The sequence below is a fragment of the Pseudomonas sediminis genome (genome assembly GCF_002741105.1).
Lineage (GTDB): Bacteria > Pseudomonadota > Gammaproteobacteria > Pseudomonadales > Pseudomonadaceae > Aquipseudomonas > Aquipseudomonas sediminis.
In genome coordinates this window covers 165,315-180,785 of record NZ_NIQU01000006.1, presented here as the reverse complement: position 1 = coordinate 180,785, position 15,471 = coordinate 165,315, and the positions used below count along the sequence as shown (strand labels likewise).

17 protein-coding genes are annotated in these 15,471 nt (G+C 61.7%); 11 read left to right on the top strand and 6 right to left on the bottom strand.

The genetic code is table 11. The annotated features are described in order from the left end of the window. Window positions 1–49: 49 nt before the first annotated feature. Window positions 50–1,573 carry a fumarate hydratase gene (locus CDO35_RS15925; RefSeq protein WP_099525668.1) on the bottom strand — a complete coding sequence of 508 codons (1,524 nt, stop codon included), beginning with the start codon at window positions 1,571–1,573 and terminating at the stop codon, window positions 50–52. A 472-nt stretch (window positions 1,574–2,045) separates the two neighbouring features. Here CDO35_RS15925 and CDO35_RS15920 point away from each other — a divergent pair, with 472 nt between their 5' ends. The 3 genes from CDO35_RS15920 to CDO35_RS15910 all read left to right on the top strand — a co-directional run bounded on the left by CDO35_RS15920 (window position 2,046) and on the right by CDO35_RS15910 (window position 4,939). Then, window positions 2,046–3,173: a GGDEF domain-containing protein gene (locus tag CDO35_RS15920; protein WP_099525667.1), complete on the top strand. Its 1,128-nt coding sequence runs from the start codon at window positions 2,046–2,048 to the stop codon at window positions 3,171–3,173. Further along, window positions 3,166–4,104 (top strand): iron-sulfur-binding ferredoxin reductase, encoded by a 939-nt coding sequence (locus CDO35_RS15915; RefSeq protein ID WP_099525666.1) that lies wholly within the window; start codon window positions 3,166–3,168, stop codon window positions 4,102–4,104. Before CDO35_RS15920 ends, CDO35_RS15915 begins: the two co-directional genes overlap by 8 nt. A 61-nt stretch (window positions 4,105–4,165) precedes the next feature. Then, window positions 4,166–4,939 (top strand): enoyl-CoA hydratase, encoded by a 774-nt coding sequence (locus CDO35_RS15910; RefSeq protein WP_099525665.1) that lies wholly within the window; start codon window positions 4,166–4,168, stop codon window positions 4,937–4,939. A gap of 1 nt (window position 4,940) precedes the next feature. Here CDO35_RS15910 and CDO35_RS15905 read toward each other — a convergent pair whose 3' ends face one another. Then, entirely contained in the window at window positions 4,941–5,849 is a 909-nt protein-coding gene (locus CDO35_RS15905) for a LysR family transcriptional regulator (protein WP_099525664.1), read from the bottom strand. A 188-nt stretch (window positions 5,850–6,037) separates the two neighbouring features. Between CDO35_RS15905 and ycaC the strand changes: the two genes are divergently transcribed. Beyond that, window positions 6,038–6,652: an isochorismate family cysteine hydrolase YcaC gene (gene ycaC / locus CDO35_RS15900; RefSeq protein WP_079783123.1), complete on the top strand. Its 615-nt coding sequence runs from the start codon at window positions 6,038–6,040 to the stop codon at window positions 6,650–6,652. Between the two features lie 61 nt (window positions 6,653–6,713). On the opposite strand, the gene pyk is transcribed toward ycaC, so the two are convergent. Together pyk and CDO35_RS15890 are read right to left on the bottom strand one after the other, a co-directional pair. Continuing rightward, window positions 6,714–8,165 carry a pyruvate kinase gene (gene pyk / locus CDO35_RS15895; RefSeq protein ID WP_099525663.1) on the bottom strand — a complete coding sequence of 484 codons (1,452 nt, stop codon included), beginning with the start codon at window positions 8,163–8,165 and terminating at the stop codon, window positions 6,714–6,716. 71 nt (window positions 8,166–8,236) lie between these two features. After that, window positions 8,237–9,145 (bottom strand): universal stress protein, encoded by a 909-nt coding sequence (locus CDO35_RS15890; protein WP_099525662.1) that lies wholly within the window; start codon window positions 9,143–9,145, stop codon window positions 8,237–8,239. A 226-nt stretch (window positions 9,146–9,371) separates the two neighbouring features. On the opposite strand from CDO35_RS15890, the gene CDO35_RS15885 reads away from it, so the two are divergent. The 3 genes from CDO35_RS15885 (at window position 9,372) to CDO35_RS15875 (ending at window position 10,659) form a co-directional block, all read left to right on the top strand. After that, window positions 9,372–9,746, top strand: a complete 375-nt coding sequence (locus tag CDO35_RS15885) for a tetratricopeptide repeat protein (RefSeq protein ID WP_099525661.1) — start codon at window positions 9,372–9,374, stop codon at window positions 9,744–9,746. A 74-nt stretch (window positions 9,747–9,820) separates the two neighbouring features. Then, complete coding sequence (locus CDO35_RS15880) at window positions 9,821–10,243, top strand: DUF4124 domain-containing protein (RefSeq protein ID WP_099525660.1); 423 nt, start codon at window positions 9,821–9,823, stop codon at window positions 10,241–10,243. A 59-nt stretch (window positions 10,244–10,302) separates the two neighbouring features. Then, entirely contained in the window at window positions 10,303–10,659 is a 357-nt protein-coding gene (locus CDO35_RS15875) for a PilZ domain-containing protein (protein ID WP_017362687.1), read from the top strand. A gap of 36 nt (window positions 10,660–10,695) precedes the next feature. Here CDO35_RS15875 and CDO35_RS15870 read toward each other — a convergent pair whose 3' ends face one another. Next, complete coding sequence (locus tag CDO35_RS15870) at window positions 10,696–11,499, bottom strand: SirB1 family protein (RefSeq protein ID WP_099525659.1); 804 nt, start codon at window positions 11,497–11,499, stop codon at window positions 10,696–10,698. 100 nt (window positions 11,500–11,599) lie between these two features. Here CDO35_RS15870 and CDO35_RS15865 point away from each other — a divergent pair, with 100 nt between their 5' ends. Together CDO35_RS15865 and CDO35_RS15860 are read left to right on the top strand one after the other, a co-directional pair. Further along, window positions 11,600–12,622, top strand: a complete 1,023-nt coding sequence (locus CDO35_RS15865; protein WP_099525658.1) for a Leu/Phe/Val dehydrogenase — start codon at window positions 11,600–11,602, stop codon at window positions 12,620–12,622. A gap of 152 nt (window positions 12,623–12,774) precedes the next feature. Beyond that, window positions 12,775–13,017: a hypothetical protein gene (locus CDO35_RS15860; protein WP_099525657.1), complete on the top strand. Its 243-nt coding sequence runs from the start codon at window positions 12,775–12,777 to the stop codon at window positions 13,015–13,017. 43 nt (window positions 13,018–13,060) lie between these two features. Here the strand turns inward: CDO35_RS15860 and CDO35_RS15855 are convergent, their stop codons facing one another. Further along, window positions 13,061–13,324, bottom strand: a complete 264-nt coding sequence (locus CDO35_RS15855; RefSeq protein ID WP_099525656.1) for a YebG family protein — start codon at window positions 13,322–13,324, stop codon at window positions 13,061–13,063. 348 nt (window positions 13,325–13,672) lie between these two features. Between CDO35_RS15855 and CDO35_RS15850 the strand changes: the two genes are divergently transcribed. Then, window positions 13,673–14,848, top strand: coding sequence for a diguanylate cyclase domain-containing protein (locus tag CDO35_RS15850; RefSeq protein ID WP_158233726.1), 1,176 nt, complete (start codon window positions 13,673–13,675; stop codon window positions 14,846–14,848). Window positions 14,849–14,971: 123 nt separating this feature from the next. Further along, window positions 14,972–15,466: a phosphate-starvation-inducible protein PsiE gene (locus CDO35_RS15845; RefSeq protein WP_099525654.1), complete on the top strand. Its 495-nt coding sequence runs from the start codon at window positions 14,972–14,974 to the stop codon at window positions 15,464–15,466. Window positions 15,467–15,471: the final 5 nt, after the last annotated feature.

Here is a 15,471-nt window from a genome sequence, read left to right as displayed (position 1 = left end):
ACGCAGAAGCCCGGAACTTGGCCGGGCTTCTGCTTTGCAGCGTTGACGCTTACTTCACTTCCACCGCCAGGCTTTCGGCGATCTTCTTGTTCCAGATCGCCGGGCCGGTGATGTGTACCGATTCGCCGTTGCTGTCGACAGCTACGGTAACGGGCATGTCTTTCACGTCGAACTCGTAGATCGCTTCCATGCCCAGTTCGGCGAATGCCAGCACCTTGGACTTCTTGATCGCCTGGGCCACCAGATAGGCAGCGCCGCCGACGGCCATCAGGTACACGGCCTTGTTGTCCTTGATCGCTTCGATGGCGGTCGGGCCGCGCTCGGATTTGCCGATCATGCCCAGCAGGCCAGTCTGCTCGAGGATCTGGCGAGTGAACTTGTCCATCCGCGTGGCGGTGGTCGGGCCAGCCGGGCCTACCACTTCGTCACCGATCGGATCGACCGGGCCCACGTAATAGATGAAGCGGCCTTTCAGATCGACCGGCAGTTGTTCACCCTTGTTGAGCATCTCGACCATGCGCTTGTGCGCGGCGTCGCGGCCGGTGAGCATCTTGCCGTTGAGCAGGATGGTTTCGCCCGGCTTCCAGCTCTGCACGTCTTCCGGGGTGAGGGTGTCGAGGTCGACGCGACGCGCGCTCGGGCCGGCTTCCCAGACGATTTCCGGGTAGGCGTCCAGATCCGGTGCTTCCAACTCGGCCGGGCCGGAGCCGTCGAGCACGAAGTGGGCGTGACGGGTGGCGGCGCAGTTGGGGATCATGCACACCGGCAGCGAAGCTGCGTGGGTCGGGTAATCCATGATCTTCACGTCGAGCACGGTGGTCAGGCCGCCCAGGCCCTGGGCGCCGATGCCCAGTTGGTTGACCTTCTCGAACAGCTCCAGGCGGATCTCTTCGATACGGTTCTGCGGGCCGCGGGCCTGCAGTTCGTGGATGTCGATGTGCTCCATGAGCACTTCCTTGGCCATTACCGCGGCCTTCTCGGCGGTACCGCCGATGCCGATACCGAGCATGCCGGGCGGGCACCAGCCGGCGCCCATGGTCGGCACGGTCTTGAGCACCCAGTCGACGATCGAGTCGGACGGGTTGAGCATGGCCATCTTCGACTTGTTCTCGGAACCGCCGCCTTTGGCTGCGACGTCCACTTCCACCTTGTCGCCAGGGACGATGGAGTAGTGGATCACCGCCGGGGTGTTGTCCTTGGTGTTCTTGCGGGCACCGGCCGGGTCGGCCAGGATCGAGGCGCGCAGGACGTTCTCGGGCAGGTTGTAGGCGCGACGCACGCCCTCGTTGATCATGTCGTCGACGCTCATGGTGGCGCCGTCCCAGCGCACATCCATACCGACCTTGATGAACACGGTGACGATGCCGGTGTCCTGGCAAATCGGGCGGTGGCCGGTGGCACACATGCGCGAGTTGATCAGGATCTGCGCCATGGAGTCCTTGGCGGCCGGCGACTCTTCCTTCAGGTAGGCCTCGTGCATCGCCTGGATGAAGTCGACGGGGTGGTAATAGGAGATGAACTGCAGTGCGTCGGCAACGCTCTGAATCAGGTCGTCCTGCTTGATCACGGTCATTGGGGCGCTCCTCTATCAGGGAACATCAACAAGGAAGCGCCGGACAAGACCCGGCGCAACGGCGGAAGGGCAGCTCTGAAAATTATCTTTGATATTTTTCAGAGCTGCCCAAAAAGGCGCGGCAGTATACCGCAGCCAGCCGTGACGGGCACAGCAGCCAAAGGTCGATGGCAAGCGCAGTGGGCGGTAATCGGGCGTTTGCAGGACGACCTCGGTTTTGGCTTTCTGCGTCGCTCTGCCAACTACATCCACACGGTCGTGCGTTGTCAGCGCTATTTGATAATTGGCGGGACGCCAGCCGGGTTAAATGCTCATTCATCGCTTGTAATGTCGAGCACGACTGCAAGCGTTTTCGACTGTTCTCTATTGCGCGACTGGTTCGCCGCGATTTTAGGCGGCCCCCTACCGCGGCCTAGGTTTTTTGTGATCACAGGGGTAGAGTACGGCCAGATGCCAGTATGGGATGGAGCCCATGAGCTCAACGACTCGCCGGGGAACGCAACGCAGCCTGCAGAGCCTCCTGCTCAAACGCTTCGCCATGGCCTTCGCTACTTACGCGATGATGGCGCTCGTCTGCTGGTTCGCTGTATTCAATGGCCTTTTCATCGGTGAGATCAGTGCCGCCGTCTGGTTGACCTTGGGCGTGTTCGGCAGCCAATTGGTGTTTCTCTGGCTGTTTCTGTCCGGCCGCAACCTGCGATGTGAAGATCCCAGCCTGACCGAAGCCCAGGTACTGGTGGCGCTGGCCTGGCAGCCACCGGTGCTGGCGTTGTTCGATAGCGCGCGTGGCGTGATGATGGTCTTCTATGTACTGATCCTGCTGTTCGGCGTGTTCCAGCTACCTCCGCGGGTGTTCGTGCGTTGCGCCGCGTTCGCTTTCTTCGGTTTCACTGCGATGATACTGGTCGAGGCCTACCGCATGCAGTTGGTGGACCCGAGCATGGCGTGGCTACAGGTGTGGGTGCTGTTCATCCTGCTGGTCTGGCTATGTCTGTTCTCCAGCTACGTGCAGGCCATGCGCAAACGCATGCGCCAACGCCGCTTCGCCCTGCAAGCGCACCAGGACACCCTGCGTGGGATGATGCGCCAGCTTGAGGACCTGGTCGCCACCGATGAGCTCACCGGCCTGTTCAATCGTCGTCATTTCCTGCGTCTGGCCACTCGCGAACTGGGGCATCTGGACCACGGGCGGCATCACGGTCTGGCGCTGATCGACCTGGACCATTTCAAGCGAATCAACGATGCTCATGGCCATGCTGCGGGCGATCGGGTGCTGCAAACCTTCGCCGCTGTGGCCCGTGCCTGTCTGCGTGACGGCGACATCATTGCCCGCTATGGCGGTGAGGAATTCGTGCTGCTATTGCCCAATACCGATGCTGATCAGTTCACCGCCTGCTGCGAGCGCTTGCGCGAAGCCTTCGCCAAGGCCGAGCCAGTGGGCGTGAAGGTCGATAATCTGAGCCTCTCCGCCGGCATGACACTGTTGGTCGCCGGTGACGATCTCGATGAAGCGCTGCAGCGTGCCGATCAGGCGCTCTATCAGGCCAAGCGCGGCGGCCGCAATCGTTGCGACGCCAGCTGGGAGAACGCGGGTGCCTGAGCTGCGCGTCGGTGACCAGCTACTGCAAGTCGCCCAGCAAACCAACTTGCTCGATGCGTTGCTCAGCGGCGGTGTGGCGGTGCCCTACAGCTGTCGTGCCGGCAGCTGCCATGCTTGCCTTGTGCGTTGCATCGCTGGCGAACCGCTGGATCGTCAGCCTGAGGCACTGGCGGTCGACAAGCGCGCCGAGGGCTGGCGCCTGGCCTGCCAGTGCCAGGTAATGGAGGATCTGCAGGTAGAGCCTTTCGACCCGCAGCGTGACGGCCTGTCAGCCAAGGTGCTCGCACTGGACTGGCCCAGCCCGCAGGTTTTGCGCCTGCGCTTGCAGCCGGCCAAACCACTGCGCTATCGCCCCGGCCAGCACCTGCTGCTTTGGAATGAGCAGGGTGTAGCGCGTCCTTATTCTTTGGCCAGCGTGCCGGGTGAGGACGACTGGCTGGAGTTTCACATCGACTGCCGCCTGCCCGGCGCGTTCTGCGATGCTGCGCGGCGCTTGCAGGTTGGCGACACGCTGCGGCTCGGCGAGCTGCGCGGTGGTGCTCTGCATTACGACGCCGATTGGCAGGCGCGACCAATATGGTTGCTTGCCGCCGGTACGGGGCTGGCGCCGTTGTACGGGGTCTTGCGTGACGCGCTGCGTCAGGAGCACCAGGGCGTCATCCGCCTGCTGCACGTGGCGCATGAGCCGGCCGAGCATTATCTGGCGCACGAACTTCAGGCACTGGCTGCGCAGCACGCCAACCTGCAGGTGGAACTGGTGACGGCGGCGCAGTTGCCGGCTGCTTTGGCCGAACTGCGCCTTGTTTCGCGGCAAACCCTCGCCTTACTCTGCGGCCATCCCTTGACGGTCGACAGCTTCGCGCGGCGCCTCTATATGGCCGGTTTGCCACGCAGTCAGATGCTCGCCGACGTCTTTCTCACTCGCGCATAGGCTGTGCCGGGCCGGTCAGGCCTGGCGCCGGTGCGTATGACGCACCCATTGGAGCCCTGGCATGAGCGAGCACCTGCATATCGAGCGCGACGGCGGTCTGTTGACCCTGCGCATGCATCGTCCAGACAAGAAGAATGCGCTGACCCGCGCCATGTACGCCAGCATGGCCGAGGTGCTGGACGAGGCCGAGCGCGACCCGAGCGTGCGCGTGGTGCTACTCACTGGTGGTGAGGCGTGTTTCACCAGCGGTAACGATGTCGCCGACTTCATCCAGGCGCCGCCCACCGGCCTGAACAGCGAAGTGTTCCAGTTCATGCGCGCGCTGTTCGAATTCAGCAAACCGGTGGTCGCCGCAGTGGCTGGTCCGGCGGTGGGCATTGGTACCACCTTGTTGCTGCACTGCGACCTGGTCTACGTCAGCCGTGATGCGCAGTTGAAAATGCCCTTCGTCAATCTTGGTCTGTGCCCGGAGTACGGTTCCAGCCTGATTCTGCCGCGCCTGCTGGGACACGCGCGAGCTGCCGAGTTGTTGCTGCTCGGGCAGGGCTTCAGCGGGGAGCAGGCTGCAGAGTGGGGCATCGCCAACCAGGCGCTGGAGGATGGCGCGGCAACGTTGAACAAGGCGCGCGAGATGGCACAGCGTTTTCTCCAGCTGGCACCCTCGGCGGTCGCCGACAGCAAACGCCTGATGCGCGCGCCGGATCGCGAGCAGTTGCGCCAAGTGATCGAGGAGGAGGGCGCGTTGTTCGGCCAGCGCCTGCGTTCGCCAGAGGCCATTGAGGCGTTGACGGCCTTCATGCAGCGCAGAAAGCCGGATTTCTCTCGGTTTGCCTGATTTATTCCCAAGGCGGTTCGAGCAGGCGCTGCTGGAGAAACTCGCAAAGCGCCATGACCTTGCGTGACGCCCGTCGGGAACGCGGGTACATGGCATAGATTGAGTAAGGCTTGGGCCTTGCCTGAGGCAGTATCTCGACCAGCGAGCCGTCTTTCAGATGCTGGTGGACCAGAAAGCTTGGCAGCAGCGCCAGACCCTGGCCGGCCAGCACCAGTTCGCGCATGACTTCGCCGTTGTTGCTGGAAAACCGTCCGCGTGGTGCCACGTTCGCCAGTTCGCCTTGCTCATCGTCGTTTTCGAAGGACCAGAATTGCCGTGAAGCGACGTTGCTGTAGCCGATGCAGTCGTGCTCGCGCAGCGCTTCGACATTCTCTGGCGTGCCTTGTCGTTGCAGGTACTCCGGGCTGGCGCAGAGTATCCGGGCGCTGCTGGCGAGCTTGCGGGCGATCAGCGCGCTGTCACCGATGCGTGAGATCCGTACACAGAGGTCATACCCTTCGCGCTCGAAATCGCTGATGCGATCCTCTAGATACAGGCTGACTTCCAGCTGTGGATGCAGACGCATGAATTCGGCGATCAGCGGCGCCAGCCAGAGCGTGCCGAAACTCATCGGCGCCAGCATGTTCAGGCGTCCGCACAGACTACTGTCATTGAAGGCTGCCGCCTCGGCTGCTTCGCTCAGTTCCAGCAGTGCCTGCTTGGCCTGCTGGTAGAAGGCCAGGCCAGTGTCGGTCGGCGTGACCTTGCGGGTGGAACGATGCAGCAGATTACTACCTAGACGTTGTTCCAGATCGCTCAAACGCTTGCTGACCACCGACTTGGATAGCGCCAGGTCTTCCGCTGCCCGGCTTACGCCACCCAGTTCCACCACGCGCAGATAGGTTTCGATTTCCTGCAGATCAAGCTTCATATGCGGGTGTCCCATCGATTCGATGAGGTGAGGGTAATGCCTTCGCCGCGGTTTTTTGTTCGGTTTTTTCGAAAAGCTATTTTCCCTCTGCGCGGTCGATTGTCAGCGGCCTTGGCCACTAGGCTGAGCGTCCTTCGAGATTGCAATGGTCTCGAGGTTCAGCCTCATCACCGTACAGGAGTTTTCCCATGGCTTTCACTTACAAGCGTTTGGACAAGGACGATGCCGTCGTATTGTTGATCGATCACCAGGCCGGTTTGCTCTCGCTGGTACGCGACTATTCGCCCGACGAGTTCAAGAACAACGTCATGGCGCTGGCGGATATCGCCAAGTTCTTCAAGCTGCCGACCATTCTTACCACCAGCTTCGAAACCGGGCCGAACGGGCCGATCGTGCCGGAGCTCAAGGCCATGTTTCCCGACGCGCCCTATATCGCTCGTCCGGGGCAGATCAATGCTTGGGATAATGAGGACTTCGTCAACGCGATCAAGGCCACTGGGCGCAAGCAACTGATCATTGCCGGTGTGGTTACCGACGTTTGCGTGGCATTTCCCACTCTCTCCGCGCTGGAGGCTGGTTATGACGTATTCGTGGTGACGGACGCTTCCGGCACCTTCAACACCGCGGTGCGCGATGCTGCCTTGGCGCGTATGGCTCATGCCGGTGCCCAACTGCTCAACTGGTTCAGCGTCGGTGGCGAACTGCATCGTGACTGGCGTAACGATGTCGAGGGGTTCGGCGGCATTCTTGGTGGTCACCTGCCGGCATACGCCAACCTGATCCAAAGCTACAACCAGAAGTGAAACGAGGCTGCTGAAACGCAAAAGGCCGCTCGATGAGCGGCCTTTTGCGTTCAAGGGTGGATCACACCATCTGGTCGCCGACATGCAGGATCTTCATGGTGTTGGTGCCGCCGGTACCGTGGTAGCTGTCACCCTTGGTCAGGATCACCCAGTCGCCCGGCTCGACCACGCCGCGCTTGAGCAGTTCGTCCACCGCCGCCTGGCTAACCTTGTTCGCTGGCAGCGAGGCCGGGTCGAACGGCACGGTGTATACGCCACGGAACAGTGCCACGCGGGCCTGGGCTTCACGGTGCGGGGTGAAGGCGAAGATCGGGATCGACGAGCGGATGCGCGACATGATCAGCGGGCTGTAGCCACTCTCGGTGAGGCTGATGATTGCCTTCACGCCGGGGAAGTGGTTGGCGGTGTACATGGTCGCCAGGGCGATGCTTTCGTCGCAGCGCTCGAAGGTGCGGCCCAGGCGGTGGCTGGACTGCTTGCTGGTCGGGTGCTTCTCGGCGCCCAGGCACACGCGGGCCATGGCCTGCACGGCTTCGACCGGGTATTCCCCAGCGGCGCTCTCGGCCGACAGCATCACTGCGTCGGTGTAGTCCAGCGCGGCGTTGGCCACGTCGGAGACTTCGGCGCGAGTCGGCATCGGGCTGTGGATCATCGACTCCATCATCTGCGTGGCAGTGATCACGGCTTTGTTCAGGCGTCGGGCGTGGGCGATGATTTTCTTCTGGATACCGACCAGTTCGGCGTCGCCGATTTCCACGGCCAGGTCGCCACGGGCGACCATCACCGCGTCACTGGCGCGGATCAGGCCGTCCAGCGCTTCGTCATCGGCCACGGCTTCGGCGCGCTCGATCTTGGCCACCAGCCAGGCGGTACCGCCGGCTTCGGTGAGCAGGCGGCGGGCGTAGTCCATGTCGGCGGCATCACGCGGGAAGGACACGGCCAGGTAGTCCAGGTCCATCTCGGCGGCAACCTTGATGTCGACCATGTCCTTCTCGGTCAGGGCAGGCGCGGTGAGACCACCACCGCGGCGGTTGATGCCCTTGTTGTCCGACAGCGGACCGCCGATCAGTACGCGGCAGTGCAGTTCATCGGCACCTTTGAGTTCGACGCGCATGACCACGCGGCCGTCGTCGAGCAGCAGTTCGTCACCGACACCGCAGTCCTGGATCAGCGCCGGGTAGTCGATGCCGACCACTTCCTGGGTGCCGGCCGTGCGCGAGTGGCTGGAGGAGAGTCGGAACAGGTCGCCGTCCTTGAGCTCGATACGCTTGTTTTCGAACTTGGCGATGCGGATCTTCGGGCCTTGCAGGTCGCCGAGCAGGGCAACATGGCGGCCGTGCTTGGCGGCCAGCTCGCGAACCAGGGCGGCGCGCGCCTTGTGGTCGTCCGGCGTGCCGTGGGAGAAGTTCAGACGGGCCACGTCGAGACCGGCGAGGATCAGTTGCTCCAGTACTTCCGGCGAGCTGCTGGCCGGGCCCAGGGTGGCGACGATTTTGGTGCGGCGAAAGGTCATGCACGAACTCCCTAGTGAACTATGTTCGGGAGGCTACTACGCCCTTCAGCTGTAGTCATTGTTCCTGTGCACTACCCTTTGTGCTCCGGTTTGATCACCAGCAGATCGCACTCGACGCGTTCCAGCACCCGCTCTTCGGTGTGGCCGATCAGCAGGCTGTCCAGATGGCCGCGGGCGATGGCGCCCATTACCAGCAGGCCGATATTGTGCTCACGCACGAAACGCGGGATGACTTCCTCGGCAAAACCTTCCTGCAGGTGGGCTTGCGCTCTATCGATGGCGTGCTGGGCGATCAGTTTGTCGAAGGCCTCGCGGTGCTCACGGCTGCACTGGGTCACGTAGTCTTCATATTCCTGCGCTACCTCGGCGTCGAACAGCAGCGAGCGTGGCAGCGGTGCCTGCGCGTGCAGGTACTCGGCTTGCAAGCCAAGCGCAGTCTGCAGAGCCTGGCTGGTGCGAATCAACTGATGATCGAGGGCGGCAGGTTTGTCGGCACTGTGCAGCGGGTCCAGCGCGGCGCACAGGCGTTTGCCGCGAGATTCGGCGTCGTGCACCAGCCACAGCGGCACCGGACAGCGGCGGATCAGTTGCCAGCTGGTATCACTGAATATCAGACGGCGCAGCGCACTGCTGGGATGGGTCGATTTAAACAGGATGTCCGGTTGCAGCCCCGCGACGCGTGAAAGTATCTCCTCGTGGCGGCGTTTGCCCCAGCGCACATCGACTTCGATCTGGAGTCCTTCAGCGCTCAGGTGCGCGACGCTGGTGCGCAGTGCCTCGCAGCCTTGCCGCACGATGGTTTCGCGGGTGCGGTCGAGCAGGCGGCTGTCCAACAGGCCGCTTTCCAGGCTCGGGTGATACTCGACCTGCAGCAAGTGCAGGGCGGCGCCGGTCTCGCGCGCCACTTCGACGGCCCGCTGCAGAGCCGGTTGTTGCTGGTGTTCGGCGTCGATGACGACCATCAGCCGTTGCAGTTTCATGGCAGCGTCCTCACCTGGAGTCTGTGCCTGCATTACAGGCCATGTTCAGGCAAGCGGCATTGATATGGATCAGCGATTTGGCGCTGGTTCGAGAGGGCGAGTGGTCGTGGCGCTGGCGCGGACAAAAAGGTGAGGCAATGGCGTCATGCGGGGCGTTTCCAGAACAACTATCGCTGTTCAGTTTTTCCCTCGGCTGTCGATACACTGCTCATTGGAGGAATTGCCCATGCGTACCCTGATCATTCTGGCCGTGGCCCTGGTTGCCACGGGCTGTACCCGTGTCTCGCTCGACCATCATCTGAACAACGCCTACCGCGCCTACAACGAAGGTGATTGTGCGCAGGTCGCGCTGGAGCTGTCGCAGGCCGAGCGCAAGAGCCGCTCGCGCAATTACCTGCAGCCGGAGATTTCCCTGTTGCGCGGTCAATGCCTGGAGCGCGAGAGCCTGTTCGTCGATGCCGCGCAGACTTACCAGTTCATCATCACGCGCTATCCGGCCAGCGAGTACGCCTACCGCGCCCGCGCGCGTCTGCAGACGCTGGAGCAGTTGGGGCATCACAGCCCGGCGCCGGCAGCCAAGGTCAGCCCGGCCACACTCTGAGCCTTCGGTCGTTCGGCGTTCTTCAGGGGCGCGTGGCGGTATAAGCTGGCGTATGTCTCTCATGGAGGATGAACATGCGCTACTGGTTGTTGATTGCTGCACTGCTGCCCACGCTGGTCACGGCGGAAATCTATCGCTGGACGGACGAGCAGGGGCGGGTGCATTTTGGCCAAAGGCCCGTGGCCGGGGCTGAAACCGTGCAGGTGAAGCCGCAGGTGATCGAGCGCGACCAACATACGCGTGAGCGTGAGGAGCGCCGTCAGCGTTTCTACGATGCGCGGCGTGAAGAGCAACAACAGGCTGCGGCGACAGCAACTGCGCAGCGCGAAGAGCGGGCCAGTGAATGCCGCGATCTGCGCCGACACCTGGCGCAGATGCCGGAGGGTTTTCGCTACTATCGCGAAGGCGCCGGCGGCGAGCGCATCTACTACAGTGATGAAGAAACCGACACCGCTCGTCGCCAGTTGCGCGAGCGGATAGCTCAACGCTGTTCTTGAGGGTGGTTAAGTGGTCGTAGTAGGGCCATACTCAAGTCCCTTTGTAGCGATTTGCCACTATGCGTAGCCAGCGCCGAATCGAACGCCATCAGTTGCCCTACTACCTGAAGGTGTTCAATCGCATTACCGACAAACCGATGGGCTCCATCGGCAATGTCTCCCTCGACGGTCTGATGCTGATCAGTCAGTTGCCGATGCTGGTGGGCGCACGCTTCGACATGCGCCTGAAGATTCCAGGCCAGCATGGCATACATTTCATCGACTTCTCCGCCAACTGTCAGTGGTGCCGTGAAGACGTCAATCCCGGTGTCTACGATTCCGGCTTCGCTCTGGTGGCGCCACCTGCCGACTACGTCGAGATGATCGACGCGCTGCGTTACTACTTCAGCTTTCACAGCCTGGCGGCGTCTGCCTGATATTTCGCTGGTTCGAGGTTGTCGTACGCGGCGGCGTCAATGCATCGCTGGCGCACGTGCCAGGCTGCGCAAGCGCTGGCTCAACTGCAGGCGCAAACCTTCCTCCTCGCAGAACAGCAGCGCGTGCTCAATGTCATAGCGCTCACCCTGTGGGCAATCCAGTTGCCGATAGACGTCCGCCCGAGCCAGATGATCGACCAGGTTGGGCGGGCCGAGCTGCAGGACGCGCTCGGCATCCTTGAGCGCTGCTTCCGGAGCATCGTGCTGCATGTGCAACAGGCGCAGGTTGCGCGACAGGCGTCGCAGCATGTCAGCGGCATTGGCTGTCTGCAGGTGCACCGCGCTGAGTTCGACATCCGGGCCCAGCTGGCGATAGAGCTGATCACGGCAGTCGCGGGTGTACAGGCGGCGTCCGCCGCAAGGGTCGAGCAGGTGATCGGCGCCAGGTACACGGAGCATGAAGTGACCAGGGAAATTCACGCCCTGGAGTGGAATATCCAGGCGGCGCGCCAACTCCAGTGCAATCAACGCCAGGGGCAGCGGTTGGCCGCGTCGGCGGCGTAACACTTCATGCAGCAGGGCATGGCGCGGTCGTGTCACGCCTTCGTCGTCTTCCTGATAGTCGAGTTCTGCCAGTCGGCGCAGCAGCGGCTGTGCCAATTCGCGAGCGGGCAGGGCGGGTAACCCGGCGCTGACCTGCAATAACAAACTGTGCAGGTCGCTCAGTATCTGCGCGGGCTGAAGCTGATCATCGTGTTCGGCAGCGATCCACAGAGCCGCCTCGAACAGGGCGGGAGGGTCGCGTTGCAGGCACTGCAGGCAGGCTTGGCGTGGGCTCATCGCATTCTCCGCTGACTTCTGCTCTTTTAGCTCCTGGCAAGGTCGTCGTCCAGTGTGGCTCTCCTATACTGAGGCCTGAAGTCCAACCGGGAGCTCGCCCATGTTCAGCATGATGGAAGCCGCCCGCCTCGAGGCCCTGCATCTGGCCGAGGATCCGGCCAGCGGTCTCAAGGCCGTTATCGCCATTCACAACACCCGTTTCGGGCCAGCACTCGGCGGTTGTCGCTACCTACCCTATGCCGATGAACAAAGCGCCATTGGCGATGCCATCCGCCTTGCCCATGGTATGAGCTACAAGGCGGCGTTGGCTGGGATCGATCACGGTGGCGGCAAGGCGGTGATCATCCGCCCGGCTCATCTGCAGAGCCGCGCCGCGCTATTCGAAGCCTTCGGCCGTTTTATCGAAACCCTCAATGGCCGTTACATCACCGCCATCGACAGTGGCACCTCCAGCGCCGACATGGATTGCATCGCCCAGTACACCCATCACGCTACCAGTACGACCAGTGAAGGTGATCCGTCACCGCACACCGCCTTGGGTGTATTCGCGGGCATTCGCGCCACCGCCCAGGCGCGCCTTGGCAGCGATGATCTGGAAGGGCTGCGAGTCGCCATTCAGGGCCTGGGCAATGTCGGCTTCGCCCTGGCCGAAGCGCTGCATGCCGCGGGCGTGGAACTGTTGGTGAGCGACCTCGATGCCGGGCGTGTGCAACTGGCTGTCGAGCAACTGGGGGCGCACCCGATAACCAGCGATGCGCTGCTTACCACGCCTTGCGACATTCTCGCGCCCTGCGGCCTGGGTGGTGTGCTGAATGCGCAGACGGTTGCCCATCTGCGTTGCGCTGCGGTGGCTGGAGCGGCCAACAATCAGCTGGCAAGCCCTGAGGTGGCCGATCAGCTGGAAGCTCGCGGGATTCTCTACGCGCCGGATTACGTGCTCAATGCCGGAGGGCTGATCTACGTGGCGCTGCGTCATCGCGGCGAGGAACTAGCGGCGATCACCGCGCACCTGGCGCAGATCAGCCGACGCCTGACCGAAATCTACGCCCATGCCCAGGCTGAAAAACGATCTCCGGCGCGAGTCGCTGACTACCTGGCAGAGGGCCTGCTTTATCGCACCTAGCGGTTGCCGAGCCCGTTCAAACTTCGGGGGCGCGAAGGTGATCGGTAGGCGGCGCCTGGTCGAACTGATGGGTGCACGGTGCAGCGACCTGCGGCAACGCTGCACTTGGCGCTATATGCGAGCTCGATTAGCGTGCTGGAAGGAGGTTCACCATGGACTATTTCATTATCGTCGTCACCACCACCGCTGGCCTGTACTTTCACTGGTGGTTGTTTCGCCGCATTCGTCAGTGGAGTGATCGCGATCTGGCGCTTTCTCTTGCCGATGGCGATGAGCGCAAACGCCGGTACATGCTCGAGCAACTGCTCCGTGCGCGACGTGAGGGCATCAAGCGACGAGATTTGCCAGCCTGGCTGGAGCAAGCTGCGATGCACTATCCAGTCAGCGATGCCTGACGCGCCAGGCCCTGCGCAGGGCGCGCGGGGCCTGTGAGCTCGGTCATTCGCTGGCTGCGTCGGCCTCGAGTTCGTCAAGTGCGTCTGGCTGGCTCTTGAACGCCTTGGCGAAGACGTCGCGATTCTTGGCCATGAAAATACCCAGCTCCTCGCCCTGTTCCTCGCTCAAGGACGGCACCGCCTTGTGTAGGACCTCACTCAGGCGCTCGGCCAGCTCCAGCATCTTGTCGTAACGATCGGCTTCGGCCTTATCCATAAACAAACGCTCCGGATCGCGACTGCTGCGGTACACCACTTCGACGGCCATTCATCACCTCGTCTGCCTTCATACGTGTCGATCAGTAATTAACTGGTTTTTTGTACAGTGTTTGCGAGAATAAATGACTCGCTTCTCTTTTGCCAGCATTGGGCTTGATGGGCAGCTTAGATGACTCGATTTGCAGCTGCATTCAGCGGCTGGCGGCGTTTGGTTTTCTGCTATGGCCAACGGCAGAATCAGGTACGTTTGTACAATTATTGTATATGTTGAGTCTGCTTCGGATTCTTTATCAAACGTTTTGCGGGGCGGCGCTTGTGCAGCTGTTTGGTGGACATCTATAGTCACTGTAGGCGCATGGTATCGGCCTTTGCAGTGCCCAATCATGAGGTGTTCACCGTGAACTCAGTCGGTCGTGTAGAGCGCAAGTTGCTCGCGCTGGTGGCACTGTTTTACTTGAGCCTGATGCTGCTCATTGGAGCAATCTGGGGGAGTCAGGCCAGCCTCTCCAGCGGTCGGGATGTACAAGATCTGTATCGATCTCTGTACCGGCTCTCCTCACTGCTTTCGATGCTCCAAGATGCCGAGATTGGTCAGCGCGGCTATTTACTCACGAGCGACCCTCAGTACCTCGAACCTTATGAGCGGGCCACCGAACAACTGGACGAGCACCTGTCATTGCTTGTTGAAAGCCATATCCTAAGGGCTTACAAGCCTGATATTGACGCTATCACCAGACTCAGCCAGCTCAAGCGCAGCGAACTGGCACAGACCATAGCCGTGCGCAGAGAGCAGGGACAGAGCGCTGTACAGCGGACGCTGGATGAGGACGTCGGTAAGCTCTACATGGATGAAATGCGTTTACGCATCGGCAATATCGAACGTGGCGTAAAGGCTTCCCTTGCCGAACAGAAAGCGGATCTGGAGTGGCGTTCGTATCTGGCGCTATGGGGTGGCGGTGGCGGTGCATTGTTGATGCTCGGCCTGCTCACGCTGCTGTTTGTCGACTTACGTCGTGACCTTAGTGAGCGCGCCGAGTTGCTTGAGCGACTGGCCTTCGAGTCGCAGCACGACAGTCTCACCCAGATACCCAATCGACGAGCCTTCAACGAGACGCTGGATCAGGCTTTGGCGCTCGCAAGGCGCGGAGAGCGCCAGGTGGCGTTGCTCTATCTCGATCTCGATGGCTTCAAGCCGATTAACGATCAGTATGGCCATGCTGCTGGAGACGCGACACTCAAGGCAGTGGTTGCACGGTGGCAGGGTTTGATGCGTGAAGGTGAAGTGTTGGCACGGCTGGGCGGGGACGAGTTCGCAATCATTGCGGCAGGTGATGCAGATGCTGTCGAACGCCTGGCACGGCGTCTGATCGAGGCGCTTGATACGCCTTTGCTGGAGCACTTTCCCGAGGTGCGGGTGGGCGTCAGCGTTGGTCTGGCGCGTTATGCCGAACATGGCGAAGATCGCCGCCGGCTTATCGCGGCGGCCGATACGGCCATGTATCGCGCCAAGGAAGCGGGCAAGCACTGCTTCGCCTGGCCTGAATCGCGTCAGCCGGTGCTGGCGGTAGTCTGAGCGGCCTGTGTCTTTCCGTCACATCCCCGCATCATCCTCAAGTTGGTGTTTTTCCTGCATGCTCGTCGGTGTGCATCCATGTCGGATGCACGGGGTGATGTTGGTTTGGGGAGAAGTGACACGATGAATTGGGCGGAACGTCTGCGAACGGGCATGCATGGCCTGGCGGAATCCTTGGGTAATCTGCTGATGGAGGCCTTCCATTACCTGGCGCTGTTCGCCATTGGTGCGATCACGGCCTGGGCGGGGGTGATGACCTTTATCGGCATGCTGGAGAAGGGACACATCACGGTCGATGACATCCTGCTGCTGTTCATCTACCTGGAATTGGCAGCGATGGTGGGGATCTATTTCAAGACCAACCACATGCCGATTCGCTTCATGATCTATGTGGCGATCACCGCATTGACCCGTTTGCTGATTTCCGACATTTCCCACACCCACAAGCCGAGCTGGGGTGTGGTGATGGTGTCGGGGGCGATCCTGCTGCTGGCGCTGGCGATCCTGGTGGTGCGTTACGCCTCGTCACGCTTTCCGGCCGTGGCCGGCCCGCACCCCCGCAACAAGGCGCGTAACCGTGCGGATGCCGAGTCCGAGCGCGACGATACGTCTGATTGATTTGA

Excerpts from the sequence above, each read along its gene's own strand:
- CDO35_RS15925 (WP_099525668.1), bottom strand. The coding sequence starts at position 1,573 with ATGACCGTGATCAAGCAGGACGACCTGATTCAGAGCGTTGCCGACGCA.
- CDO35_RS15920 (WP_099525667.1), top strand. The coding sequence starts at position 2,046 with ATGAGCTCAACGACTCGCCGGGGAACGCAACGCAGCCTGCAGAGCCTC.
- CDO35_RS15910 (WP_099525665.1), top strand. The coding sequence starts at position 4,166 with ATGAGCGAGCACCTGCATATCGAGCGCGACGGCGGTCTGTTGACCCTG.
- CDO35_RS15905 (WP_099525664.1), bottom strand. The coding sequence starts at position 5,849 with ATGAAGCTTGATCTGCAGGAAATCGAAACCTATCTGCGCGTGGTGGAA.
- ycaC (WP_079783123.1), top strand. The coding sequence starts at position 6,038 with ATGGCTTTCACTTACAAGCGTTTGGACAAGGACGATGCCGTCGTATTG.
- pyk (WP_099525663.1), bottom strand. The coding sequence starts at position 8,165 with ATGACCTTTCGCCGCACCAAAATCGTCGCCACCCTGGGCCCGGCCAGC.
- CDO35_RS15890 (WP_099525662.1), bottom strand. The coding sequence starts at position 9,145 with ATGAAACTGCAACGGCTGATGGTCGTCATCGACGCCGAACACCAGCAA.
- CDO35_RS15885 (WP_099525661.1), top strand. The coding sequence starts at position 9,372 with ATGCGTACCCTGATCATTCTGGCCGTGGCCCTGGTTGCCACGGGCTGT.
- CDO35_RS15880 (WP_099525660.1), top strand. The coding sequence starts at position 9,821 with ATGCGCTACTGGTTGTTGATTGCTGCACTGCTGCCCACGCTGGTCACG.
- CDO35_RS15875 (WP_017362687.1), top strand. The coding sequence starts at position 10,303 with ATGCGTAGCCAGCGCCGAATCGAACGCCATCAGTTGCCCTACTACCTG.
- CDO35_RS15870 (WP_099525659.1), bottom strand. The coding sequence starts at position 11,499 with ATGAGCCCACGCCAAGCCTGCCTGCAGTGCCTGCAACGCGACCCTCCC.
- CDO35_RS15865 (WP_099525658.1), top strand. The coding sequence starts at position 11,600 with ATGTTCAGCATGATGGAAGCCGCCCGCCTCGAGGCCCTGCATCTGGCC.
- CDO35_RS15860 (WP_099525657.1), top strand. The coding sequence starts at position 12,775 with ATGGACTATTTCATTATCGTCGTCACCACCACCGCTGGCCTGTACTTT.
- CDO35_RS15855 (WP_099525656.1), bottom strand. The coding sequence starts at position 13,324 with ATGGCCGTCGAAGTGGTGTACCGCAGCAGTCGCGATCCGGAGCGTTTG.
- CDO35_RS15845 (WP_099525654.1), top strand. The coding sequence starts at position 14,972 with ATGAATTGGGCGGAACGTCTGCGAACGGGCATGCATGGCCTGGCGGAA.